This window comes from Streptomyces sp. B21-105 (assembly GCF_036898465.1).
Classification (GTDB): Bacteria; Actinomycetota; Actinomycetes; order Streptomycetales; family Streptomycetaceae; genus Streptomyces.
Map to the genome: position 1 here is coordinate 2,628,893 of NZ_JARUMJ010000001.1, position 25,523 is coordinate 2,654,415.

The following is a 25,523-nucleotide window of genomic DNA, read 5'->3' on the forward strand; positions in this document are numbered from 1 at the left end:
GCGGCGCGTCACCGGACGGCGGCCCGGCGGTACGCCCAGGTGGCGACGGCGAGCGAGACGACGCCCACGCCCGCGCACACGGCGAGGTCGCCGAGCACGAACGCCCAGTCGGGATGCGGCCCGAAGGTCCGGGCGAAGGCCTCGACCCCGTAGGTGGACGGGAGCAGGTCCCGGGCGAAGCGCACCGCCTCCGGCATCCGGTCCGGCGGCAGCACGCCCAGCAGCAGCGCCGCCGACATGCCCAACTGCCCCAGCACGGTGGCCAGCTCCGGCCGCGGCGCGAGCAGCCCGAAGGCCGCCCCGAGCCCGGACAGCGCGGCGCCCGCCAGCGGGATGACGGCCGCCAGCACCCACAGGTGGGTCAGCGGCAGCCCGAACAGCACACAGCCGAAGACCGCGGTGACCAGCGTCCCCGGCACCGTGAACGAGGCGTACGCCCCGGCGGCGCCCAGCACGACGGCGGCCGGCGGCACGGGCAGGGTCGCGTAGTGGTCCAGCCCCCCGCTCGCCCGCAGCTGGCCGAAGTACTGCGCGAGCAGGTTCAGCGCGACGAAGGCCACGACGAGCACCGCGGAGCCCGCCACCACGGCCTCCGCCTCGCTTCCGCCGTCCACCACGCCCCGCATCATGATCAGGATGCCGACCGACTGGAAGGTCGCCACGAACAGCAGCGGGATGCGCGCCACCCGCGCCCGGGACAGCTGCGCCCGGTACACGGCCACGAGCGACGGCCACAGCCGGGCACGCGGCGCGAGTTCGGCGGCCGCGGCGCGGGGCGTCTCGGTGACGGCCCGGGCGCCGCCCGGCAGAACCTCGGCGGGTACGACACTCACGTGGCGTTGCTCCTCTTCCCTACGGCTCTCATACCGTCCCATACGGACCCGTCGGCTCGCCCGCTCCCCCCGTCGCTCCACACCTCGCAGCTCCGCACCTCGCAGCTCCGCACTCCGCGGCTCCGCACCTCCCAGTTCCGCACCCCGCTGTGCCCCACTCCCGGCGTCCACGCCGCTCCCGTCGTCCACGCCGCGCTCACGCCCGCACCAGCCCCTGCCGTGCCGCCCCGCCGAGCGCCAGATAGACGTCCTCCAGGCTCGGCGTGGCAAGGGTGAAGTCGTCCAGCGCGGCGAAGGCGGCCCCGCCGGTGACGGTGGCGACGACCGCGCGGGCCTCGTCCGGGGCCAGCCGCAGCGTCCAGCGGCGCCCCGACTCCACGGCCCGCTCGCGCAGCGCGGCGACCTCGGGCACCTCCAGCGGCGCCCGTTCCCGCCACACCAGCTCGACCCGCACCTCGTCGGCGACCTGCTCCTTCAGCCCGGCGGGGGTGTCGCAGGCGATGACCCGGCCCTGGTCGAGGACGGCGACCCGGTCGAGCACGGTCTCGGCCTCGATGACGTTGTGGGTGACGAGCAGCACGGTCGTGCCGCGTTCGGCGCGCCGCCGGTCCACGGCGGCCCACACCGCGCGGCGCGCCACCGGGTCCATGCCGGTGGTCGGCTCGTCCAGCACCAGCAGCGGCCGCTCCCCCACCAGCACGGCGGCGAAGCAGGCGAGGCGGCGCTGACCGCCGGACAGTTTGCGCAGCGGGCGTCCGGCGAGCGGGGTGAGGCCCAGTTCGTCGAGGACGGCGTCCCGCTCCCGGCGTGCCGTGTGCACGTCGAGGCCGCGCAGCCGCGCGGTGGTCTCGGCGGCGAGGGAGACGGTGAGGTCGTCGAGCGCGGTGGACTCCTGGCCGAGGTAGGCGAGGATGCGGGCGGCCCGCTCGGGGTGGCGCACGATGTCGTGCCCGAGGATCTCCACGCTGCCCGCGTCGGGGCGCATCAGCCCGGTCATCTGCCGGACGAGGGTGGTCTTGCCGGCGCCGTTGGGTCCGAGCAGCCCGAAGATCTCACCGCGCCGGATGTCGAGCCGTACGTCGTCGGTGGCCCGGACCTCGGGTGTCGCGGGAGTGCCGCGCCGGCCGCGGACCGCCGGATAGGTCTTGGTCAGACCGCGCACCGCACACACGACCTCGTTCCCGTGTCGAAGGGGCGGTGCCGCGCGCGTACTCACAAGGGACGAGAGTACGGGGTCGCGGACCGCCGCTCGCGGTCGGGGCGTCGCGGGCGGCCCGCTCAGTCCGCCGCCGGAGCGTGCCCGGCGGCCGTCCGCACGTCGATCTCGCGCCAGAAACCCGCCCGGATGGCGTACCGGTCATGTTCGTCGATCTGGTCGTCCTTGTGCGCGAGCAGACCGAAGCGGGCCGCGTACCTCAGCAGCTCTCCGTCGATGCGGTGCGGGATGCGCGGGTACATGCCCGACAGCTTCTGCAGATGGCTCGGGTCGCCGAGGCGTGCCATCCACCGGCGGGCGAACACCTGTCCCACCTCGTAGGGGTCGCCGCCGACGGTGGTGATGTCCTCCTCGCGGTCGGCCCAGCGCTGCTCCGCCGTGGTGACCTGCGCGAGCGTCGGCATCGAGGCGACCTCGGCGGGCTCGGGGGCGGTCCCGGGGCGGTCCACCCAGCCCTTGTCGGAGGACCAGCGCAGGGTCGCGGTGGCCGGATGCTGGACGGCGGGCGCCCCGGGTGCGCGCAGAGCGGCGAGATCCTTGGGCGTCGGGACGCCCTTGGGGGCCGGTACGCGGTCCTGCCCGCCGTTGTCGGAGCCGGCGGTCACCGAGGGGTGCTCGGCCTCCTCCGGGGGCCGCTCGGCGGTGGGGGCGAGCCCCGAGTCGGGCAGCGGGGCGGAGAGGATCGCGGCGATCTCGGGGCGGGGCACGGGCGGCGGCGCGCAGATCCCGCCGAGCTCCTTCGCGCGGACCGCCTTGGTGATCCAGATGCGGTCCAGGACGCGCCGCTCGTCGGCCTCGGCGACCAGGTCCTCGGACTGGTTGTAGTCGCCGTCGGCGGCCTGGACGGCCCAGAGGTGGACGGCGACGCCGTGCTCCTTGGCGGCCATCATCCCCGGCAGCAGGTCGCCGTCGCCGGTGACGAGGACGACGTCGGAGCAGGCGCGGTTGCGGGCCAGTTCGGTCAGCTCGGCGTGCATGGCGGCGTCGACGCCCTTCTGGGCCCACCGCCCGTCGCTGCGGGTCAGGGCGCCCAGCCGGACCGTCACCCGGGGCATCACGCGCAGCCTGCGGTGCTCCGGCTGGGGGACGCGGTCCGGGGCGCCGTCGAACCAGTAGATGCGCAGCAGCGGGCGCTCGGTCTCGGACTCGGCCTGTTCGCGCAGACCCTGGACGAGCGCGGAGTGGTCGACGGTGATACGGGATCGCGAGGGTTCCCCGGCGAGGAGACTCGCGGCCGCCCCCAGCAGATACCCGGCGTCCACCAGGACGATGCAGCGGTCCACACGACTCACCCTCTTTCCGGGAGGTTTGCTTCGGGCTTCCTTCGAGTCTGCCCGACCGTGCGGAGGTTAACGGCCGGAACTCGATCTTCGGCGTGGCGTTTGGCGGCGCCGCGCTCCGACAACCCCTGTCACGGACGGTAATTGTCCGAAATGCGTCGCAAGTCAGCCTATGTGAATCTGGTCCCGTCTCTGGCCCCCAGATCCCCCCAGGAGGCAGATCACCATGGCCAAGAACAAGAAGCAGGATCGTAAGCAGCCGCAGTCCCAGCGTGGTCCGCAGACGGCGCAGCAGCCGTCCTCGATGGAGTCGCAGGCCGAGCAGCGCATCACCCAGGCGTCGCCCGCCGACGTCGCCCGCAAGGGCCGGCAGAAGCGCTTCGGCCACAACTGACGTCCGCGCGGCGGGCTGTTGCAGCCCGGGCACGCACGAGGGGCGCATCCGGTGCCGGATGCGCCCCTCGTCGGCGTCGTGGCGGCGAGCGATCAGCCCGCGAGGCAGGACGGGCCGAGCAGGACCTTCAGATCGCCGAAGAGCGCGGGGTCGGGCTTGACCCGGTGCCGGTCCAGCCGCAGGACGGTCGTCTTCGTCGGGCCCTGGAGCCTGATCCGGACCTCGCTGTCGCCCTTGTGGTGGGTGAGGATCTCGCCGAGGCGGTTGATCATCGGCGGGGTGACCCGGGTCGCCGGGATGGTGAGGATCACGGGCGCGTTGGTGCCCGCGTTCGACAGGTCCGGGACCTGGAGCTCCATCGCGACCAGCCGCGGCACGTCCTCGCGCTTGTCGAGGCGGCCCTTGACGAAGACGACGGCGTCCTCGACGAGTTGGGTGGAGACGAGCTGGTAGGTCGCCGGGAAGAACATGCACTCGATGGAGCCCGCGAGGTCCTCCACGGTGGCGATCGCCCAGGCGTTGCCCTGCTTGGTCATCTTGCGCTGGAGGCCGGAGATGATGCCGCCGATGGTCACCACCGCGCCGTCCGCGTGCTCGCCGCCGGTGAGCTGGGCGATTCCCGCGTCCGCCTTGTCGGACAGCACGTGCTCCAGGCCGAACAGCGGGTGATCGGAGACATACAGACCGAGCATCTCCCGCTCCTGGGCGAGCAGATACGTCTTGTCCCACTCGTCCTCGGTGAAGACGACGTCCAGGCCGAAGCCCGGTTCCGTGGTCTCCTCCTCGCCCATGCCCCCGAAGAGGTCGAACTGTCCCTCGGCCTCCTTGCGCTTGACCGCGACCACGTTGTCGATCATCGGCTCGAAGTGGGCGGTGAGGCCCTTGCGGGTATGCCCCAGGGTGTCGAACGCGCCCGCCTTGATCAGCGACTCCGTGGTGCGCTTGTTGCAGGCGACGGCCTCGACCTTGTCGAGGTAGTCGGGGAAGGAGGCGTACTTGCCCTTGGCCTTGCGGCTCCTGATGATCGACTCCACCACGTTGGTGCCGACGTTGCGGACGGCCTCGAGGCCGAAGAGGATCACGTCGTCGCCCTGGGCGGCGAAGTTGTGCACCGACTCGTTGACGTTCGGCGGGAGCACCTTGATGCCCATGCGCCGGCACTCGTTGAGGTAGACGGCCGACTTGTCCTTGTCGTCCTTGACCGAGGTGAGCAGCCCGGCCATGTATTCGGCGGGGTGGTTGGCCTTCAGGTAGGCGGTCCAGTACGAGACCAGGCCGTACGCGGCGGAGTGCGCCTTGTTGAAGGCGTAGCCGGCGAACGGGACCAGCACGTCCCACAGGGCCTGGATCGCCTCGTCGCTGTAGCCGTTCTTCTTCGCGCCGGCCTGGAAGATGGTGAAGTTCTTCGCCAGCTCGTCGGGCTTCTTCTTGCCCATCACGCGGCGCAGGATGTCGGCCTCGCCGAGTGAGTACCCGGCGATGATCTGGGCGGCCTTCTGCACCTGCTCCTGGTAGACGATCAGGCCGTAGGTGACGGCCAGGACCTCCTCGAGGGGCTTCTCCAGCTCCGGGTGGATCGGCGTGATCTCCTGGAGCTTGTTCTTGCGCAGCGCGTAGTTGGTGTGCGAGTCCATGCCCATCGGGCCCGGACGGTAGAGCGCGGAGACGGCGGAGATGTCCTCGAAGTTGTCGGGCTTCATCAGGCGCAGCAGGGAGCGCATGGGGCCGCCGTCGAACTGGAAGACGCCGAGGGTCTCACCGCGCTGGAGGAGTTCGAAGGTCTTCGGGTCGTCGAGCGGCAGGGCCAGCAGGTCGAGGTCGACGCCCTTGTTGGACTTCACCATCTTGACGGCGTCGTCCATGATCGTGAGGTTGCGCAGGCCGAGGAAGTCCATCTTCAGCAGGCCGAGCGACTCGCACTGCGGGTAGTCCCACTGGGTGATGGTCACGCCGTCGGTGTGCCGCACCCAGATGGGGGCGTGGTCGACGATGGGCTCGCTGGACATGATCACGCCGGCCGCGTGCACGCCCATCTGCCGGACCAGGCCCTCGACGCCCTTGGCGGTGTCGATGACCTTCTTGACGTCCGGCTCGTTCTCGTACATCGCGCGGATCTCGCCCGCCTCGCTGTAGCGCGGGTGCGAGGGGTCGGTGATGCCGTTGAGGTCGATGCCCTTGCCCAGGACGTCGGCGGGCATGGCCTTGGTGAGGCGGTCGCCCATCGCGTACGGGTAGCCCAGCACGCGCGCGGAGTCCTTGATCGCGTTCTTGGCCTTGATCTTGCCGTAGGTGCCGATCATGGCGACCTTGTCGGCGCCGTACTTCTCGGTCACGTACCGGATCACCTCGACGCGCCTGCGCTCGTCGAAGTCGATGTCGACGTCGGGCATGGAGACGCGCTCGGGGTTGAGGAACCGCTCGAAGATCAGGCCGTGCGGGATCGGGTCGAGGTCGGTGATGCCCATCGCGTAGGCGACGATCGAACCGGCCGCGGAGCCACGCCCGGGACCGACCGCGATGCCGTTCTTCTTCGCCCACATGATGAAGTCGGCGACGACGAGGAAGTAGCCCGGGAACCCCATCTGGATGATGACGTCCATCTCGTACTCGACCTGCTTCTGCCGGTCCTCGGGGACGCCGCCCGGGAAGCGGCGGTCCATCCCCCGGCGGACCTCCTCCTTGAACCAGGTGATCTCGGTGAAGCCGTCGGGGATGTCGAACTTCGGCATGAGGTTCTTGGCCTCGAACATGCCGGTGGTGTCGATCTGCTCGGCCACCAGGAGAGTGTTGGCGCAGCCCTCCTGCCAGGCGTCCGAGGAGTCGATGGCGTACATCTCGTCCGTGGACTTCAGGTAGTAGCCGGTGCCGTCGAAGCGGAAGCGGTCCGGGTCGGAGAGGTTCTTGCCGGTCTGGATGCACAGCAGCGCGTCGTGCGCGGTCGCCTCGTGCGCGTACGTGTAGTGCGAGTCGTTGGTGACCAGCGGCGGGATGCCGAGTTTCTTGCCGATCTCCAGCAGGCCGTCACGGACCCGGTGCTCGATGTCGATGCCGTGGTCCATCAGCTCCAGGAAGTAGCGGTCCTTGCCGAAGATGTCCTGGTACTCGGCGGCCGACTTCAGGGCCTCGTCGAACTGGCCGAGGCGCAGCCGGGTCTGGAGCTCGCCGGAGGGGCAGCCGGTGGAGGCGATGAGGCCCTCGGACCACTGGGAGATGGTCTCCTTGTCCATCCGGGGCCACTTCTGGAGCCAGCCCTCGGCGTACGCGTCCGAGGAGAGCTTGAAGAGGTTGTGCAGGCCCGTCGCGTTCGCCGCCCAGATCGTCTTGTGGGTGTAGCCGCCGGAACCGGAGACGTCGTCGCGCTTCTGGTGCGGCTGGCCCCACTGGATCTTGCGCTTGTTGCGGCGCGACTCGGGGGCGACGTACGCCTCGATCCCGATGATCGGGGTGACCCCGGCCTTCTTCGCGGTGTGGAAGAAGTCGTAGGCCCCGTGGAGGTTGCCGTGGTCGGACATGGCGATGTGGGTCATGCCCATCTCGTTGCACGCGTCGAACATGTCCTTGAGCCGCGCGGCACCGTCCAGCAGCGAGTACTGGGTGTGGACGTGCAGGTGCGTGAACGGCGGCTTTGACACGGCTGCGGCCTCCAGGGGAAACACGGATCGACTGGCGTCCCACCGGTTGCGGGCGGTCGGGGGGACAGCGTCGAAGTCTATGCGACCACTGACACCAGGGCCGCCGCGCCGCGTACCTTCACCGGAGGGAAACGGGCACTCCCGCGTACCTTCGTCCGTTGGAGACGGCAGAGACGCCGTCGTACACGTCATGCACCAGGAGGCACCCAGCGATGTCGGTTCCGCAGCTCGACGACGAGCACCGCGGCGAGCAGATCCTCGCCGTCTTCGACACCGCGTTCGGCGAGCTCCTGGCCGCCGACCCGGCCGCGTTCCGCGTGAAGTTCCGGAAGATGGCGGCCTCGGCGTTCGCGTTCTACCGGGGCACGGCCGGCCTCTTCTACCACGACCTGGACGCGGAGAAGCGGGGCGGCCCGTTCCTGGACGAGCGCACCTCGCGCGTGTGGATCCACGGAGACCTGCACGCGGAGAACTTCGGCACGTACATGGACGCCAACGGGCGGCTGATCTTCAACGTCAACGACTTCGACGAGGCCTACGTCGGCCCCTTCACCTGGGACCTCAAGCGCCTCTCCGCCTCCCTCGCCCTCATCGGGTACGCGAAGGCGCTCTCCGACGACCAGATCACGGAGCTGGTGGAGGTCTTCGCGGGCGCGTACCGCGAGCGGATCCACGCGCTGGCCACCGGCGCGAAGAGCGACGAGGTGCCGCCCTTCACCCTGGACACCGCCCAGGGCCCGCTGCTGGACGCCCTGCGCGACGCCCGCTCGCTGACCCGCTTCGGCCTGCTGGACTCGATGACGGAGATCCGTGACTTCGAGCGCCGCTTCGCGCCCGGCGGCGGCTCCATCGAGCTGGACGCCGCCACCCGCTACAAGGTGCTCGCCGCCTTCGACGGCTACCTGGAGACTCTGCCGGAGACATCGCTGGCCCGCCCGGACTCCTACCGGGTGAAGGACGTCGTCGGCCGCCGCGGCATCGGCATCGGCTCGGCCGGTCTGCCGTCGTACAACATCCTCCTGGAGGGTCACAGCGACGCCCTGGAGAACGACGTCGTGATCTACATCAAGCAGGCCCAGACCCCGGCCGTCTCCCGGCACATCACCGACCCGGCGATCCGTGACTACTTCCAGCACGAGGGCCATCGCACGGTGATCTCCCAGCGCGCCCTCCAGCAGCACGCGGACCCGTGGCTGGGCTGGACCGAGCTCGGCGGTGCCGGCCAGCTGGTCGCCGAGGTCTCGCCGTACGCCGTCGACCTGGACTGGGGCGACATCGACGACCCGGAGGAGATCGCCGGCGTCGTCGCCGACCTGGGCCGGGCGACGGCCACCATGCACGCGGCGGCGGACGACACCTCCGGCGAGTCCCTGGTCCCCTTCTCCACCGAGCGGGCCATCGACGCGGCGATCGCGGCCGACGAGGAGGGCTTCGCACCCCTCCTGGTCGACTTCGCGCACGGCTACGGCGCACGCGCGCGTGCCGACCACCAGATCTTCGTCGACCTGTTCCGCAACGGACGGATTCCGGGTCTGTGACAGCAGGCGTTCTCAGACAGTGGGCCTTCTCAGACAGTAGGCCTTCTCACAGGGACTCTTTAGGGGTCTCCTACCGCGGTACGTGACACACTCTCCTCCGCTATGGACATATCCGGGACCCGCCTCAGAGCCGTACGCGCGGCGCTGTTCACGGCCTTCGTCGTGACGCTCAGCGCCGCGTCGCACGTGCTGCTGTCGCGGGCCCCGCTGCCGCTCAACACGGTGGCCGCCGTCGTGGCCGCGGTGTTCGCCCTCGCGTACGCCCTCGCCGGCCGCGAGTGCGGCTTCGGGCGGATCGCCGCCCTGCTGATCCCGCTGGAACTGGCGGCCGACACCGTCTTCACCACCGGTCAGCATGTCTGTTACGGCCGGGCCGGCGGGCCGGTCGCCGGCCCGCTGGCCTCGATCGGCTGGGACGTGCTGTGCGGCGACGGCACCCGTGTCGGCACCCCGCTCGCACAGGTCGCGGGCGGCTCCGACCCCACGGCGCTGGGCGGACACCTCGCCCATGTCTACCCGGCCGCCCCCTGGCTGCTGCTGGCCGCGCACATCTGCGTCGGCCTGATCGCCGCCGCCTGGCTGCGCCGGGGCGAGCGGGCGCTCGCCCAGCTGGTGCGGGCGGCCACCGCGACCACCTTCCGGCCCCTGCTGATCGCGGTGGCCGCCGTGACCGTCCGACGCGCCCCGGCGGCCCGCCGCCTGCCGAGGCCCGCGCGCCGCTCGGCCACCGCCCGTGACCGGATCCTCGTGCACTCCCTGGGACGGCGTGGACCGCCGCGCTCCCCCGCCACGGCCTGAACAGACCGCACGTCCGCACGTCCGCACGGACACACGCTGCACGGACCACACGTCTGCACAGACCGGGCACGCCGAGCACCACCTCACACGAAACTTCCGCGCACGACGCGTGCGCGTCCCTTCTTGGAGATCACCATGAGCAAGCGGAACAGTGCGGCGGCGAAGACGGCCGCCCGGGAGCGGCTGCGCATCGAGCGCGAGCGCGAGGCCAAGCGCGCCAAGGTCAAGCGTCAGATCATCGTCGCCTGCTCGGTCGTCGGCGTCCTGGCCGCCGCCGGCGGCATAGGCTACGCCGTCGTCCAGGCCAACAAGCCCAGCTACTGGGAGGAGGCGAAGGACGCCAAGGTCGTCGCCCCCGCCAACACCTCGGGCACGAACGGCACGACGGTCATGCTCGGCAAGAGCACGGCCAAGAAGGTCCTGAAGATGTACGAGGACCCCCGCTGCCCGATCTGCGCGCAGTTCGAGCAGACGGTCGGAGCGGCGGTCGAGAAGGACCTCGACGCCGGCAAGTTCAAGATCCAGTACATCGGCGCCTCGTTCCTGGACGGCGACCGGCTCAGTGACGGCACGATCGGTTCGCGCGGCGAGGGCTCCAAGAACGCGCTGAGCGCCATGGGCGCCGCGCTGAACGTGAGCACGGACGCGTTCATCGAGTACAAGACCGCGCTCTACTCGGCGAAGTGGCACCCGGAGGAGTCGGACGACAAGTTCAAGAGCGACAGCTACCTCATCGAGGTGGCCGACGCGGTTCCCGCGCTGAAGGGCAACACGAAGTTCCAGAACGCCGTCAAGAACGGTACCTATGACGCCTGGGCCCTCGCGATGTCGAAGACCTTCGACAACAACAAGGACGGCGTCGACGGCACCCCCTCCCTGGTCATGGACGGCAAGAAGCTCACGGCCCCCAACAGTGACAACGCCCCCATGTCGGTCGCCGACTACACCACGGCGATCACGGCGGCCCTGGGCGGCTGATCCCGGTCTGCGGACCGGTTCCTGACGCGCGGTCGAAGAGCGGGCGAACTTCTTTCCGGTTCGCCCGCTCTCCGTCGTACTCGTCAGTAATCTGATTGCCCGTGACCAGTCGATACAGATCGTCCACGAGCGCCGACGTCCCGTCGGAGCACCCCGACTCCCTTTCTCCACGCCGCCGTACGGTCGTCAAGGCCGCGGCGGCGACCGTCGTCCTGGCCGGACCGCTCGCAGCCGCGCTCCCGGCCCGCGCCGCCGCGCGGACCCCGGCGTTCCTGCACGGCCTCGCCTCCGGCGACCCGCTGCCCGACGGCATCCTGCTGTGGACCCGGGTGACGCCCGCCGCCGAGGCGACACCGGGCTCCGGACTCGGCCCGGACACCGAGGTGAGCTGGGTCGTCGCCACGGACCGGGCGCTGACGAACGTCGTCAACAAGGGCTCCACGACCGCCACGGCCGCGTCCGACCACACCGTCAAGGCCGACATCCGCGGCCTTCAGCCGGCCACCGACTACTACTTCCGCTTCTCGGCGGACGGCGCCGAGACCCCCGTCGCGCGTGCCCGCACCGCGCCCGCCACGGACGCCGCCGTGACGGGTCTGCGCTTCGGCGTGGTCTCCTGCGCCAACTGGGAGGCCGGCTACTTCTCCTCGTACCGACACCTCGCGGCCCGCGGCGACCTGGACGCCTGGCTGCATCTGGGCGACTACATCTACGAGTACGGCACCGGCGAGTACGGGGCGCGCGACACCGTCGTGCGGCAGACCGCGCCCACCCACGAGATCCGCACGCTCGCCGACTACCGCACCCGGCACGGCATCTACAAGACGGACCCCGACCTTCAGGCGCTGCATGTGAAGGCCCCGGTCATCGCGATATGGGACGACCACGAGTTCGCCAACGACACCTGGTCGGGCGGCGCCGAGAACCACACCGAAGGCGCCGAGGGCTCCTGGTCGGCCCGTCAGGCGGCCGCGAAACAGGCCTACTTCGAGTGGATGCCGGTCCGGCCCGCGATCGCCGGCACCACCTACCGCCGTCTGCGGTTCGGCAAGCTCGTCGATCTCTCGCTGCTGGACCTGCGCTCCTTCCGTTCCCAGCAGGTCAAGGTCGGCAACGGCACGGTCGACGACCCGGACCGCACGCTCACCGGGCGCGCCCAGCTGGACTGGCTGAAGGCCGGGCTGAAGTCCTCCGACACCATCTGGCGGCTGGTCGGCAACTCGGTGATGATCTCGCCGTTCGCCATCGGCTCGCTCGCCGCGGACCTGTTCAAGCCGCTCGCCGAGCTGCTCGGCCTGCCGCAGGAGGGGATAGCCCTCAACACCGACCAGTGGGACGGCTACACCGACGACCGCCGCGAGCTCCTCGCCCACCTGCGCGCGAACGCCATCCGCAACACCGTGTTCCTGACCGGAGACATCCACATGGCGTGGGCCAACGACGTGCCGGTGGACGCCGGGACGTATCCGCTGTCGCCCTCGGCCGCCACCGAGTTCGTGGTCACCTCGGTGACCTCCGACAACCTCGACGACATCGTGAAGGTCCCCGAGGGCACCCTCACCGCGGTCGCCTCGCCCGTCATCCGGGCCGCGAACCGGCACGTCCACTTCGTCGACACCGACCGGCACGGCTACGGCGTGCTGGACATCACCGCCGAGCGCGCGCAGATGGACTACTACGTCCTGTCCGACCGCACGAGCGCCACCGCGACCTCCTCCTGGCACCGCTCCTACCGCACCCGCAGCGGCACCCAGAAGGTGGAGCGGACGTACGACCCCGTCTGACGTACGACACCGGCCGTCAGCCGTCAGCCGGGCAGCCGGGCAGTCGTCAGAGGCTCTCCAGGAAGCCGAGCGCCACCCGCCAGGTGGCCTCGGCCGCCTCCTCGTCGTAGTCAGGGAGCCCGGGGTCGGTGTACAGGTGCCCGGCGCCCGCGTACCGGTAGACCTCCACGTCGGCGCCGGCCCGGCCCATCTGGAGGTACCAGGCGCTCAGCCAGTCGTCGGTCTCGAACGGGTCCGGCTCCGCGACATGCAGCTGCACCGGAAGGCCGTCCACCGAGACGTTCGGCGCGAGGTCCGAGGTGCCGTGCAGGAGGAGCAGACCGCGCGCCTTGTCGTCGCCGAGGGCGAGGGTCTGGGCGATCGACGCGCCCAGCGAGAACCCGGCGTACACCACCCCGCGCTCCGAGTAGGGCGCGGCGGCCAGCACGGCTCTCTTCAACAGCTCGTCCTTGCCGATCTCCGCGTTGTACGCCATGCCCTCCTCGACCGTGTCGAACGTGCGCCCCCCGAAGAGGTCCGGCGTCCAGACCTCGTGCCCGGCGGCACGCAGCCGGTCCGCAGCGGCGCGCACCGCCGGCCGCGGACCGTAGGTCGAGTGAAAGAGCATGATGTTCATGCGCCCATGGTGCCAGCCCGCACCGACAGCCCCCCGCGTGCGCCGCTTCACACCCGCCACAGGTTCCAGACCCCGCCGACTCGGTTACGTTCGAAGGCATGGAGAACCTGCTCCGCCCCGTGATCGTGATGGGCGGCTCGATGGTGCTGACCGTCCTCATCGGCTGGGCCACCGACCGCCTGCTGTCCAAAGCCGACCAACGGCACCCGGAGACCCCGCTGTGGGGTCTGCTGCGCCGTGGCCGCATCCCCTATCAGCTGGTGCTGTGCGCGGCGCTGCTCAGAGCGTCGTACGACGAGGCACAGCTGCTGGACGACCACAAGGTCGGCATCGGCCGGACCCTCACCCTGGTGCTGATCGGCTCGGCGGCCTGGCTCGTGATCCGGATCGCGGGGGCGGTCGTCGAGACGTCGTACTCGCGCTATGCGCGCATGCACCGCGACCCGGCCCGGGTCCGGCGGGTGCGGACCCAGGTGTCGCTGATCATGCGGGTGGTCTCGGCGGTCGTCGGCGTGATGGCCGCGGCCACGATGCTGCTGACGTTCCCCGCCATGCGGGCGGCGGGCGCCTCCCTGCTGGCCTCGGCCGGGATCCTCGGCATCGTCGCCGGTGTGGCCGCCCAGTCGACGCTGAGCAACATGTTCGCCGGCCTGCAGATCGCCTTCGGCGACATGGTGCGCATCGGGGACACGGTCGTGGTGGACGGCGAATGGGGCACGGTCGAGGAGATCACCCTGACCTTCCTGACGGTGCGGACCTGGGACGAGCGCCGGATCACGATGCCCGTGTCGTACTTCACCTCGAAGCCCTTCGAGAACTGGTCGCGCGGCACCCCGCAGATGACGGGCATCGTCTACTGGCACGTCGACCACGCGGCTCCCGTGGAGGCGATGCGCGAGAAGCTGCGCGACATCCTGCGCGAGTGCCCGGCCTGGGACGGCCGCGCCTGCGGTCTCGACGTCACCGACACCACACCCAACACCATGCAGGTGAGGGCGCTGGTCACGGCCAAGGACGCCGACGACATCTGGACGGTGCGCGTCGCGGTCCGGGAGCAGATGATCCGCTGGCTGTCCAAGGAGCACCCCTACGCGCTTCCCCGCGTCAACACCGCGGACGCCGCACTGCCCCGGGCCGCGTCCCGGGCCCGTCCGTCCCGCCCGACGGAGCGGCCCGCCGCGTCCACGGAGCGCCGCGCACGGGCCACTGACCCTCAGTTCCCTCGCTCGGCGCCCCCGTTGACCTGAACGACCTGCGAGGTGACGTGTCCGGCGCCCGGGGACGCCAGCCAGTGCAGTGTGGCTGCGATGTCCCCGGGCGTCCCGGCCCGGCCGGTGAAGGTCTCCCCCACGAGGCGCTCGCGCCGCGCCGGTTCGATGGCGTCGCCGAAGAACTCGGTGTCCTCGACGTAGCCGGGGGCGACGACGTTCGCGGTGACGCCCCGCGGCCCCAGCTCCCGCGCGAGATCGCGGGCGTACGGGTGCAGCGCGGCCTTGGCGCCGCCGTACGCCCCGCTGCCCGATCCCCGGAAGGCGGCGATCGAGCTGACGAACAGCACCCGCCCGCCCGGCGCGGCGAGCCGGTCCTTCAGTGCCTCGGTGAGCAGGGCCGCGCTGAGCGTGTTGCTCCGGAAGTTGACCGTCCAGTGGTGTGCGACCCGGTCGAGCGGATCGTCGCTGTCGCTCGGCGGCTCCAGGTGCCCTGCGCCCCCGGCACTGTGGACGAGCACGTCCACCGTGCCGAACTCCGCCCCGACGAACCGGGCGACTGCGCGCACCTGGTCCGGATCACTCAGATCCGCGGCGTGGGTGAGGGCTCCGGGCACCCCGGCCTGCTCCAACACCTCCGGCCGTCGTCCGAGCAGCAGCACCCGGTCCCCGTCCGCCGCGAAGGCCTGCGCCGCTGCGAGTCCGATTCCTGTTCCGCCTCCACTGATCACTACGTTGCGTGTCATGGATTCGAGCGTAACGAGGCGTGCCGACAGAGGCCGTGAAGGTCTCGTGGCAACCGTGCGACCACCGGCCGACGAAGACAGGCCCCGCCTCCTCACCTGAGGCTGCGCACGTCACCTGAGGCTGCGCACGTCCAGATGGCGCAGCACACGGTCCACGATCTCCGGGTCGGCGCCCGGCTCGCTGCGCGCCGCGACCACCTCGTGCCGTGCCGCGCTCAGCATCTCCCCCTGGATGCGGCGCACCCGCTTCAGCCGGCGGACCCGCTGATCGTGCCCCTCCCGCCGCTCGTCCTCGCCCACGTCCGGACTGATCCGCAGCCCGATGTCGAAGGCCCGCCGCAGCATCTGCTCGGACAGTTCCTCCGACAGGTCCTCCCCGGCCTCGATCTCCCGCAGCCGCTGCTTCGCCGCCTTGGCCGCGCGCACCGCCAGCTCCTTCTCGAACGCCTTCTCCCGGTCGGTGTCCGCCTGGACGTCGAGCCGCTTCACCAGCCAGGGCAGGGTCAGCCCTGGAGGACCAGGGTCGCCATGATCACGCCGAACGCGATGAAGATGATCTCGTCCCGGTCGGGAAAGGGCCCTCCGTCGTCGGTCTTCAGCGGGACGGCCAGCGCCAGCGCCACCGAGGCCACCCCGCGCATCCCCGACCACCACATGACGACGGTCTCCCGCCAGTTCGTCGGAATGTCCTCGAGGTGGTCCTTCCTGGCGTGCAGCCGCTGCGTCAGCCACGTCGCCGGCAGCAGCCACAACAACCGTACGACGACGACCACCGCCACGATGACCGCCGCCCACCCGAGCATCTCCCCCCACCGCCCGGACGCCGTACGGATCGCGTTGTGCAGTTCCAGGCCGATCAGCCCGAACGCCACGCCCGTGACCAGCGTGTCGATGATGTCCCAGAAGGTGTGGCCGGCCAGCCGGGTCAGCACGTCGTCGGGGTCGGTGGCGAACTCGGCGAGGAACAGCGCGGTGGTCAGCACCGCCAGCACACCGGACCCGTGGAACTCCTCCGCCAGGACGTAGGAGGCGTAGGGCACCAGGAGCGTCAGCCCGATCTGCAGCGTCGTGTCGCCGAGGACGTCCAGCAGCCTGTTCGCGCCCCAGCCGAGCGCGACGCCCACCGCCACCGCGACCACCGCGGACAGCACCAGGTCGAGGCCGGCCCGCCACGGGGAGAACGTTCCGCTCACGGCCGCGGCGATCGCGACGTGGTACAGCACGATCGCCGTCACGTCGTTGAACAGCCCCTCGCCCTCCAGGATGGAGACCAGCCGGCGGGGCAGCCCGAGCTGCCCGGCCACGGCGGTCGCGGCCACCGGGTCGGGCGGCGCGACCAGCGCGCCCAGCGCCACCGCGGCGGCGACCGGCAGCCCCGGCACGATCGAGTGGGCCACGGCGGCCACACAGACCGTCGTGACGAACACCAGCGCCACGGCCAGCAGGAAGATCGGCCGCACGTTCGCCGCGAACTGCCGCCACGAGGTCCGCCGTACCGCCGCGTACAGCAGCGGCGGCAGGAGGAGGGGCAGGATCAGATCCGGTGGGATCTCCACGTTGGGCACGAAGTCGAGCACCGCGAGGATGATCCCCAGCAGGGTCATCAGCACCGGCGCGGGCAGTTTGAACCGGTCCCCGACCGGGACGCTCACCACGGCCCCGAGCAACAGGACGAACAACAGGGCCAGCTGGTCCACGGTCAGCGCTCCGGGTCTAGACGATCAATGCATCCAGGCCTTCAGCGTCGCACGCCCGCCGTCCGCTACAGCGGACGCCGCATGGACCGGTGGGCTATGCCCGCCTCCAGGTCCTGTGGCCCGTAGGCCGTGTACCCCAGCCGTTCGTAGAAACCCAGCGCCTGCGTCTGCGCGTGCAGGTCCACGGCCGTGAGCCCCCGCGCGCGTGCCGCCTCCTCGACGGCCCGCACCAGCGCGACCCCGACGCCCAGACCGCGCGCCTCGCGTGTCACGGCGAGCCGCCCCAGCGAACCCACCGACGGGTCGCCGCCGGTCCTGGCCGCGGCCGCCTCGCCGTACAGCAGCCGCCCGGTGCCGAGCGCGGTCCCGTCCTCCCGGGCCGCCAGCAGGTGCACGGCGCCCGCGTCGTGCTCGTCGTACTCCAGGTCCTCGGGGACGCCCTGTTCGCCGACGAAGACCTCCTTGCGGACGGCGAAGCACGCCTCCCGGTCGGCGAGGTCCTCGGCGACGCGCACCGTGTACGCGGGCGTGCCGGTCATCCGTAGGTCTCCTCGCGGACCTGCTCCAGGGCCTTGTGCAGGTCCTCGGGGTAGTCGCTGGCGAACTCCGCCCACTGCCCGTCGCCGGGGTGCTCGAAGCCCAGCCGCACGGCGTGCAGCCACTGCCGGGTCAGGTGCAGCCGCTTGGACAGCGTCGGGTCGGCCCCGTACGTCAGGTCGCCGACGCAGGGGTGCCGGTGGGCGGCCATGTGCACGCGGATCTGGTGCGTGCGGCCCGTCTCCAGCTTCACGTCCAGCAGGGAGGCCGCGCGGAACGCCTCGATCAGGTCGTAGTGGGTGACGGACGGCTTGCCCTCGGCGGTGACCGCCCACTTGTAGTCGTGCTGGGGGTGACGGCCGATGGGCGCGTCGATGGTGCCGCTGGTCGGGTCGGGGTGGCCCTGGACGAGCGTGTGGTAGCGCTTGTCGACCGTGCGCTCCTTGAACTGGCGCTTGAGCGAGGTGTAGGCGCGCTCGGACTTGGCGACCACCATCAGTCCGGAGGTGCCGACGTCGAGCCGGTGCACGATGCCCTGGCGCTCTGCGGCGCCGGAGGTGGAGATGCGGTAGCCGGCCGCGGCCAGTCCGCCGATGACGGTGGGGCCGCTCCAGCCGGGCGACGGGTGCGCGGCCACGCCGACGGGCTTGACGATCACGACCACGTCGTCGTCGTCGTGCACGATCTCCATGCCCTCGACCGGCTCGGCGACGATCTGCACGGGCGCCGGGGCCTGCGGCATCTCGACCTCCAGCCAGGCCCCGCCGCTGACCCGCTCGGACTTGCCGACCACCGAGCCGTCGACCGTGACCTTTCCCGCCGCGGCCAGCTCGGCGGCCTTCGTACGGGAGAAGCCGAACATGCGGGAGATGGCGGCGTCGACGCGCTCGCCCTCCAGGCCGTCCGGCACGGGCAGGGTACGGATCTCGGGAATCGTGCTCACCCGTCGAGTATGCAGGACGGCCACGACACCGCCGTACGGGCCTGTGGACAACGGGTGCCGGCAAACGTGACCGGGCTCAGTCCCTGTGGACGGTCCCGTCCGGGTCGAGGCCCTTGAAGGACAGCAGCACGATGAGGATGCCGCCGCACACGATCGCCGAGTCGGCGAGGTTGAAGACCGCGAAGTGCTTCGGCGCGATGAAGTCCACGACCGCGCCCTCGAAGACGCCGGGCGCTCGGAAGATCCGGTCGGTGAGGTTGCCCAGCGCCCCGCCCAGCAGCAGACCGAGCGCGATCGCCCAGGGCAGGCTGTACAGCTTGCGCGCGAGCCGGGCGATCACCACGATCACCGCCGTGGCGATCACCGTGAAGATGACGGTGAACGCCTCGCCGAAGCCGAAGGCCGCGCCCGCGTTGCGGATGGCCTCGAACCGCAGCCAGTCCCCGACGATCTCGATGGGCGCGTGGTGCTCCAGCTTGGCGACCACGATCATCTTGCTGACCAGGTCGAGTGCGTACGCGAACCCGGCGACGGCGAAGAGCACGGCGATGCGGCGCTTGCCCCTGGGCCGTGCCCCGGCGCTCTCCTGCTCGCCCGGGCCGGACGACTGCTCCGACTCGGACCCCGCCTCTGGGGTGTCCGGCGTACCGATGACGCGCTCCGCCTCTGCCACGTGAGTCCCTCAACCTAGGTACCTGACTGAGGACGAGGGTACGGCACGCCCCCCGCCGGCCAGGTGATCAGTACCGCCGCTCCTGCTTCTGCTTGCACTCGACGCACAGTGTGGCCCTCGGGAAGGCCTGCATCCGGGCCTTCCCGATGGCGTTGCCGCAGTTCTCGCACAGCCCGTAGGTGCCGGCGTCCAGGCGCTCCAGGGCATGCTCGGTCTGGAGCAGCATCTCGCGCGCGTTGGCGGCCAGCGCCAGTTCGTGCTCACGCGTGATGTTCTTGGTGCCGGTGTCGGCCTGGTCGTCGCCGGCGCCGTCCCCCGAGTCCCGCATCAGCCCCGTCAGGGCCGTCTCGGACGCGGCCAGCTCCGCCCGCAGCCGCGCCTGCTCGGAGTCGAGCTCCGTGCGGGCCTCCTCGACCTCCTGAGGCGTCCACGGCTCCTCGCCGGGACGTACCGCGAGTTCGCCCGGCTCCACCGCGGCGAGGCGTGCCTTGGGGACGGCCGTCTTCGCCGCCGTGGCCGTACCCGGAGTCTTCTTCGCAACCACAGTCGTGGCTCCCGTCTGCTCCGCGGCCGAGGCCGCGCCCACCTTCTTGGCCGTGTTCTTCCTGCCCGCGCTCGTCGCGGCCACGCTCTTCGCGCCGGCCGCCTTCCTGGCCGTCGCCTTCTTGGCCGCGGCCTTCCCTCCGGCCGTCTTCGGCGCGGCGGCTCTCGCGGTTCTCTTCGAGGCGGTCTTCTTGGCGGCCGTCCGCTTCGCGGCCGCCTTCCCGGCCGTCTCCTCCACGGCCACCTGCTTCCCGGCGGTATCCCCGGTGGCATCCACGACGGCGTCCCCGGCCGCGGTGCTTTTCGGCGGGGCGCCCGACTCCGTCGCCGTCTTCCCGGCTGCCGCCTTCGCGTGCGCCGCCTTCCCGGCCGGAGCCTTCGAGTGCGCCTTCTTGGTGTCCGCCTTCCTCGTCCCGGCGGCGGCCGACGACCGCACGGACTTCACCGCTGTCACGGCCGTCACGTCCTCGGCCGCGCCGCCGGGGGCGCCCGTGGACGTCCCGGACGCCGGCTGCTGTACGGCGGTCTTCTTCGCCACCATGGCCGCGGCCCCTTCACATTTCGTGATCTTGCACGCAAATCGTGCTGGGACGATAAATCGACTTGGAGCCCGCGGCAACGGGGCACACCGCCTGATTCGCCCGCCTCGCGCACGCCACGCGGCAAGCCTGCATCCGTTGTGCCCAGCTCTCCGCCGGGTAATCCGCCGCGCCGGACGTACCGGACAGCGAACACGCACGGCATCGCGTCCGGCGACCATTCGGGCCATCCCGGACCGGGCCGCGGACCGCGCCGGGGCGCCCCGAAAACCGGTCGGCCGCCGTCGTCGGGGAGCCGTACACTGGGCGGAGCGAAAAGCGTGGATGGGGACGAGTAGCGGCGTACGCAGCCCAGAGCGACCCGGGGACGGTGGGAGCCCGGGGGTGAGCGCGACGTGAAGATCACCCCGGAGCCGCCGGAAGAAGACCCCCAGGGGGTTGGTAGAACCGGCATCGCGACCCCAATGAGGGGGCTCGCCGGCGCGCAGGGCGCACCGGAGGGCCAAGGAGGGTGGTACCGCGGGAGCGCGCCGCACACGGCGTCCGCAGGCAAGAAGGCTCTCGTCCCTCCGACGGAAGGCAGTACGTCCGCCGGAGGAAGATCGATGACGCAGTACCGTCAGGTGCCCGCCCAGGTCGACCTGCCCGCCCTCGAGCACGCGGTGCTCGAGTTCTGGCGTGAGCAGAAGATCTTTGCCAAGAGCCTGGAGCAGTCCGAGGGCCGCCCCGAGTGGGTGTTCTACGAGGGCCCGCCCACCGCCAACGGCATGCCGGGCGCCCACCACATCGAGGCGCGCGTCTTCAAGGACGTCTTCCCCCGCTTCCGCACCATGCGCGGCTACCACGTGGCCCGCAAGGCCGGCTGGGACTGCCACGGCCTCCCGGTGGAGCTGGCGGTGGAGAAGGAGCTCGGCTTCAGCGGCAAGCAGGACATCGAGGCGTACGGCATCGCCGAGTTCAACGCCAGGTGCCGGGAGTCCGTGCTCCGGCACACCGACGCCTTCTCCGACCTGACGACCCGCATGGGCTACTGGGTCGACCTCGACGACGCCTACGTCACGATGGACCCCGAGTACATCGAGTCGGTCTGGTGGTCGCTGAAGGAGATCTTCAACAAGGGCCTGCTGGTCCAGGACCACCGCGTCGCCCCGTGGTGCCCCCGCTGCGGCACCGGCCTGTCCGACCACGAGCTGGCGCAGGGCTACGAGACGGTCGTCGACCCGTCCGTGTACGTCCGTTTCCCGCTCACCTCCGGTCCGCTCGCCGGCGAGGCCGCCCTCCTGGTGTGGACGACGACCCCCTGGACGCTGGTCTCCAACACGGCCGTGGCCGCACACCCCGAGGTCGCCTACGTCGTGGCGACCGACGGCGAGGAGAAGCTCGTGGTGGCCGAGCCGCTGCTCGCCAAGGCGCTCGGCGAGGGCTGGGAGACCACTGGCCAGACCTTCACCGGCGCCGAAATGGAGCGCTGGACCTATCAACGTCCGTTCGAGCTGGTGGAGTTCCCGGAGCCCGCCCACTACGTGGTGAACGCCGAGTACGTCACCACCGAGGACGGCACGGGTCTGGTCCACCAGTCGCCCGCCTTCGGTGAGGACGACCTCAAGGTCTGCCGCTCCTACGGCCTTCCGGTGGTCAACCCCGTCCGCCCGGACGGCACCTTCGAGGAGTCCGTCCCGATGGTCGGCGGCGTCTTCTTCAAGAAGGCGGACGAACGCCTCACCGAGGACCTCCAGCAGCGCGGCCTCCTCTTCCGGCACATCCCGTACGAGCACAGCTACCCGCACTGCTGGCGCTGCCACACCGCGCTGCTCTACTACGCGCAGCCCTCCTGGTACATCCGCACCACGGCCGTCAAGGACCGCCTCCTCCAGGAGAACGAGAACACCAACTGGTTCCCGGACACGGTCAAGCACGGCCGGTACGGGGACTGGCTGAACAACAACATCGACTGGGCGCTGTCCCGCAACCGCTACTGGGGCACCCCGCTGCCGATCTGGCGCTGCGAGGACGACCACCTCACCGTCGTCGGCTCGCGCGCGGAGCTCACCGAGCTGACCGGCTCCGACCAGTCCGAGCTGGACCCGCACCGCCCGTACATCGACGCGGTCGCCTTCGCCTGCCCGCACGACGGCTGCGGCGCGACGGCCACGCGCGTGCCCGAGGTCATCGACGCCTGGTACGACTCCGGTTCGATGCCGTTCGCGCAGTGGGGCTACCCGTACAGGAACAAGGACCTGTTCGAGGCGCGCTACCCGGCGCAGTTCATCTCCGAGGCCATCGACCAGACCCGCGGCTGGTTCTACACGCTCATGGCGATCGGCACCCTGGTCTTCGACAAGTCGTCCTACGAGAACGTCGTCTGCCTCGGGCACATCCTCGCCGAGGACGGCCGCAAGATGTCCAAGCACCTGGGCAACATCCTGCAGCCGATCCCGCTGATGGACCAGCACGGCGCCGACGCGGTCCGCTGGTTCATGGCAGCCGGCGGCTCCCCGTGGGCGGCCCGCCGGGTGGGCCACGGCACCATCCAGGAGGTCGTCCGCAAGACGCTCCTGACGTACTGGAACACGGTCGCCTTCCAGGCGCTGTACGCCCGTACGTCCGGCTGGGCGCCGAGCGGGGCCGACCCGGCCCCGGCCGACCGCCCGGTCCTGGACCGCTGGCTGCTGTCCGAACTCCACGCCCTCACCGACCAGGTGACGCAGGCACTGGAGGCGTACGACACCCAGCGCGCCGGCAAGCTGCTCTCGGCGTTCGTCGACGACCTGTCCAACTGGTACGTCCGCCGCTCCCGCCGGCGCTTCTGGCAGGGCGACAAGGCGGCGCTGCGCACCCTGCACGAGGTCGTCGAGACGGTCACCAAGCTGATGGCCCCGCTGACGCCGTTCATCACCGAGCGGGTCTGGCAGGACCTGATCGCCCCCGTCACCCCGGGCGCCCAGGAGTCCGTGCATCTGTCGTCCTGGCCGGAGGCGGACCTCTCCGCGATCGACCCGGAGCTGTCGAAGCAGATGGTCCTGGTCCGCCGCCTGGTGGAGCTGGGCCGCGCCACGCGCGCGGAGTCGGGCGTCAAGACCCGCCAGCCGCTCCGGCGCGCGCTGATCGCCGCCAACGGGTTCGACGCGCTCTCCCCCGCCCTGCACGCGCAGATCACCGAGGAGCTGAACGTCGAGTCCCTGGCGTCCCTCTCCGAAGTCGGCGGCTCGCTGGTCGACACCACCGCCAAGGCGAACTTCCGCGCCCTGGGCAAGCGGTTCGGCAAGCGCGTCCAGGACGTCGCCAAGGCCGTCGCGAACGCCGACGCGGCCGCGCTGTCCCTCGCCCTGCGCGAGGGCACGGCATCGGTCGAGATCGACGGCGAGACGATCACCCTGGCCCCGGACGAGGTGATCATCACGGAGACCCCGCGCGAGGGCTGGTCGGTGGCCTCCGACTCCGGCGCCACCGTCGCTCTCGACCTGGAGATCACCGAAGAGCTGCGCCGCGCGGGCCTGGCCCGTGACGCCATCCGCCTCATCCAGGAGGCCCGCAAGAACAGCGGCCTCGACGTCGCCGACCGCATCGCGCTCCGCTGGACGGCGACCGACCCGGGAGCCGTCGACGCCCTGGACGGCCACGCCGGCCTGATCGCCGACGAGGTCCTCGCCACGGACTTCGCCCGGGGTGAGGCGGACGACACGTACGGCGCCCCGTTCACGGACGAGGCCCTGACGCTGACGTTCCGCCTGCGCAAGGCGTAACGACCCGGCGACCCGGCCCCGCCGGGGCCGACCGCCACGAGGGCCCGGCTCTCCCACGGGATGCTGCATCCAGGGGGCCGGGCCCTTGCCGTCCGGCCTCCGACATCACGGTGATCGCTGTCAGCACGTCGATCGCTGTCAACACGCGTAAAAAGGGCGGGCCCCGGATCGAATCCGGGGCCCGCCCTTTGAACGCTGCCGACGCCTAAGGCGTACTACTGGCCGTCAGTTGTCGTCCTCGTCGATGAGAAAGCCGCGCATCGGCGAGGGAGCCTGGCCCATCGGGGAGGGACCCTGCGGACGTACCGGAGCCATCGGCTGAGTCATGGCCGGAGACATCTGCTGCTGACCGCCGTAGGACGGGGCAGCCGGGCTCGGCGCGCCCATGCCCGGGTTGCCGCCGTAGGACGGGGCGCTCGCGCCGGCCGGAGCCATGGAGGGCGCCGGGGACGGCGGCAGGGAGGCCGTGGCCGGAGTACGCGGCGGCGCGAGAGAGTCGTCGGCCTGGGTCTCCAGCTGACGCAGCTGGGACTCGAGGTACGACTTCAGACGCGTGCGGTACTCGCGCTCGAAGCCGCGCAGGTCCTCGACCTTGCGCTCCAGCGTGGCGCGGGCGGACTCCAGGGAGCCCATCGCGACGCGGTGCTTCTCCTGCGCGTCCCGCTCCAGGGCGTCGGCCTTGGCACGGGCGTCCCGCTCGAGACCCTCGGCGCGGCTGCGGGCCTCGCCGACGATCTTGTTGGCCTCGGAACGGGCCTCGGCGATCGCCTGGTCGGCGGTCTGCTGGGCCAGCGAGAGGACACGGGCGGCGCTGTCGCCACCGGGGCCCTGACCGGGGCCGCCCATCGGACCGCCCATGGGGCTGCCCATCGGACCACCCATCTGCTGCTGCATGGGCTGGCCACCCATCGGGCCCTGACCCATGGGGCCCTGACCCATACCCTGGCCCATCGGGCCGGGACCCATGCCCTGGCCCATGGGGCCGGGACCCTGGGGGCCACCCTGACCGCCGGGACCGGCGGGCAGCTGCGGGGCACCGCTCGGCAGCTGGGGCGGGCCACCCATGGGGCCGCCCATCTGCTGCTGCGGCGGGCCCGATATGCCGGCGGGCACCGGTCCGCCCGGACCTCGCATGCCCTGCTGCGGCATTCCCTGCGGGGGCATCCCCTGCTGCGGCATGCCCTGCTGCTGCATACCGCCCTGCTGCATACCGCCCTGCTGCATGCCACCTTGCTGGGGCATGCCGCCCTGCTGCTGGTCCTGTTCCGGAGGCTTGCGCATGTTCTGCTGGTTCTGGGCAGCAGCGCGCGTGGCTGCGGCCAGCTTGGCCCGCAGGTCCTCGTTCTCACGGAGCAGGCGGGTCAGTTCGGCTTCGACCTCATCGAGGAAGGCATCGACCTCGTCCTCGTCATAGCCTTCTCGGAGGCGGACGGTCGTGAACTGCTTGTTCCGCACGTCCTCGGGGGTCAACGGCATCTCTTCACCTCAACGTAGTCGTCGGCATCGGCAAGACGGTAGTTCACATCGCTCACAGCTTGCTCACGATCGAGATCAGGATGTAAACGATGATCATCAGTACGAAGAAGGACAGGTCGAGCGCCACGCCCCCGAGACGCAGCGGCGGGATTACCCGCCGCAGAAGCTTGAGCGGTGGATCGGTGACAGTGTAGGTGGCCTCCAGAACGACCACCATCGCCTTGCCGGGCTGCCATGAGCGGGCGAACTGGAAGACGTAGTCCATGACCAGCCGGAAGATGAGCACGATGAGGAACACCATCAGCGCGATGTAGACGACATCCAGGACCACGCCCATGTTCGGTGCTTC

At 71.0% G+C, this 25,523-nt stretch carries 19 protein-coding genes and 1 pseudogene; 7 read left to right on the plus strand and 13 right to left on the minus strand.

Annotation, left to right across the window (positions count from 1 at the left end):
• Window positions 1–8: 8 nt before the first annotated feature.
• The 3 genes from QA802_RS11895 to QA802_RS11905 form a co-directional block, all read right to left on the minus strand.
• Window positions 9–833 carry an ABC transporter permease gene (locus QA802_RS11895; RefSeq protein ID WP_416070842.1) on the minus strand — a complete coding sequence of 275 codons (825 nt, stop codon included), beginning with the start codon at window positions 831–833 and terminating at the stop codon, window positions 9–11.
• Between the two features lie 196 nt (window positions 834–1,029).
• A complete protein-coding gene (locus QA802_RS11900; RefSeq protein ID WP_319167546.1) occupies window positions 1,030–2,004 on the minus strand; it encodes an ABC transporter ATP-binding protein in 975 nt (324 codons plus the stop codon).
• Between the two features lie 107 nt (window positions 2,005–2,111).
• Window positions 2,112–3,332, minus strand: a complete 1,221-nt coding sequence (locus QA802_RS11905; RefSeq protein ID WP_334521033.1) for an NYN domain-containing protein — start codon at window positions 3,330–3,332, stop codon at window positions 2,112–2,114.
• A gap of 223 nt (window positions 3,333–3,555) precedes the next feature.
• Here QA802_RS11905 and QA802_RS11910 point away from each other — a divergent pair, with 223 nt between their 5' ends.
• A complete protein-coding gene (locus tag QA802_RS11910) occupies window positions 3,556–3,723 on the plus strand; it encodes a hypothetical protein (RefSeq protein WP_319167550.1) in 168 nt (55 codons plus the stop codon).
• Window positions 3,724–3,815: 92 nt separating this feature from the next.
• On the opposite strand, the gene dnaE is transcribed toward QA802_RS11910, so the two are convergent.
• The gene (gene dnaE / locus QA802_RS11915) at window positions 3,816–7,355 is read right to left on the minus strand and encodes a DNA polymerase III subunit alpha (RefSeq protein WP_334521036.1); all 3,540 of its coding nucleotides are present in this window, start codon (window positions 7,353–7,355) and stop codon (window positions 3,816–3,818) included.
• 212 nt (window positions 7,356–7,567) lie between these two features.
• Here dnaE and QA802_RS11920 point away from each other — a divergent pair, with 212 nt between their 5' ends.
• From QA802_RS11920 to QA802_RS11935, 4 genes are all read left to right on the plus strand, one after another.
• On the plus strand, window positions 7,568–8,893 hold the full coding sequence (locus tag QA802_RS11920; RefSeq protein WP_319167554.1) for a DUF2252 domain-containing protein: 1,326 nt from the start codon (window positions 7,568–7,570) through the stop codon (window positions 8,891–8,893).
• Window positions 8,894–8,995: 102 nt separating this feature from the next.
• Window positions 8,996–9,691 carry a hypothetical protein gene (locus tag QA802_RS11925; RefSeq protein ID WP_319167556.1) on the plus strand — a complete coding sequence of 232 codons (696 nt, stop codon included), beginning with the start codon at window positions 8,996–8,998 and terminating at the stop codon, window positions 9,689–9,691.
• Between the two features lie 135 nt (window positions 9,692–9,826).
• Window positions 9,827–10,669, plus strand: coding sequence for a thioredoxin domain-containing protein (locus QA802_RS11930; protein WP_319167557.1), 843 nt, complete (start codon window positions 9,827–9,829; stop codon window positions 10,667–10,669).
• 101 nt (window positions 10,670–10,770) lie between these two features.
• Window positions 10,771–12,453: an alkaline phosphatase D family protein gene (locus QA802_RS11935; RefSeq protein ID WP_319167558.1), complete on the plus strand. Its 1,683-nt coding sequence runs from the start codon at window positions 10,771–10,773 to the stop codon at window positions 12,451–12,453.
• 46 nt (window positions 12,454–12,499) lie between these two features.
• On the opposite strand, the gene QA802_RS11940 is transcribed toward QA802_RS11935, so the two are convergent.
• Entirely contained in the window at window positions 12,500–13,069 is a 570-nt protein-coding gene (locus QA802_RS11940) for a dienelactone hydrolase family protein (RefSeq protein ID WP_319167560.1), read from the minus strand.
• Between the two features lie 98 nt (window positions 13,070–13,167).
• On the opposite strand from QA802_RS11940, the gene QA802_RS11945 reads away from it, so the two are divergent.
• Window positions 13,168–14,316, plus strand: coding sequence for a mechanosensitive ion channel family protein (locus tag QA802_RS11945; protein WP_334521041.1), 1,149 nt, complete (start codon window positions 13,168–13,170; stop codon window positions 14,314–14,316).
• On the opposite strand, the gene QA802_RS11950 is transcribed toward QA802_RS11945, so the two are convergent.
• The 6 genes and pseudogenes from QA802_RS11950 to QA802_RS11975 form a co-directional block, all read right to left on the minus strand.
• On the minus strand, window positions 14,283–15,023 hold the full coding sequence (locus tag QA802_RS11950) for an SDR family NAD(P)-dependent oxidoreductase (protein WP_319167563.1): 741 nt from the start codon (window positions 15,021–15,023) through the stop codon (window positions 14,283–14,285). The genes QA802_RS11945 and QA802_RS11950 overlap by 34 nt on opposite strands.
• 111 nt (window positions 15,024–15,134) lie before the next feature.
• Window positions 15,135–16,720 (minus strand): annotated as a pseudogene (locus QA802_RS11955) (Na+/H+ antiporter).
• A gap of 65 nt (window positions 16,721–16,785) precedes the next feature.
• Entirely contained in the window at window positions 16,786–17,259 is a 474-nt protein-coding gene (locus QA802_RS11960) for a GNAT family N-acetyltransferase (RefSeq protein WP_319167566.1), read from the minus strand.
• On the minus strand, window positions 17,256–18,200 hold the full coding sequence (locus QA802_RS11965; RefSeq protein ID WP_319167568.1) for an RluA family pseudouridine synthase: 945 nt from the start codon (window positions 18,198–18,200) through the stop codon (window positions 17,256–17,258). The genes QA802_RS11960 and QA802_RS11965 overlap by 4 nt, the downstream gene beginning before the upstream one ends.
• A 76-nt stretch (window positions 18,201–18,276) precedes the next feature.
• The gene (gene lspA / locus QA802_RS11970) at window positions 18,277–18,873 is read right to left on the minus strand and encodes a signal peptidase II (RefSeq protein WP_319167570.1); all 597 of its coding nucleotides are present in this window, start codon (window positions 18,871–18,873) and stop codon (window positions 18,277–18,279) included.
• A gap of 67 nt (window positions 18,874–18,940) precedes the next feature.
• Window positions 18,941–19,957: a TraR/DksA family transcriptional regulator gene (locus tag QA802_RS11975; protein ID WP_334521050.1), complete on the minus strand. Its 1,017-nt coding sequence runs from the start codon at window positions 19,955–19,957 to the stop codon at window positions 18,941–18,943.
• Window positions 19,958–20,560: 603 nt separating this feature from the next.
• Between QA802_RS11975 and ileS the strand changes: the two genes are divergently transcribed.
• A complete protein-coding gene (ileS, locus tag QA802_RS11980) occupies window positions 20,561–23,698 on the plus strand; it encodes an isoleucine--tRNA ligase (protein ID WP_334521052.1) in 3,138 nt (1,045 codons plus the stop codon).
• A gap of 225 nt (window positions 23,699–23,923) precedes the next feature.
• Here the strand turns inward: ileS and QA802_RS11985 are convergent, their stop codons facing one another.
• Complete coding sequence (locus QA802_RS11985) at window positions 23,924–25,174, minus strand: DivIVA domain-containing protein (RefSeq protein WP_334521054.1); 1,251 nt, start codon at window positions 25,172–25,174, stop codon at window positions 23,924–23,926.
• Between the two features lie 52 nt (window positions 25,175–25,226).
• Window positions 25,227–25,511 (minus strand): YggT family protein, encoded by a 285-nt coding sequence (locus QA802_RS11990; protein WP_319167576.1) that lies wholly within the window; start codon window positions 25,509–25,511, stop codon window positions 25,227–25,229.
• Window positions 25,512–25,523: the final 12 nt, after the last annotated feature.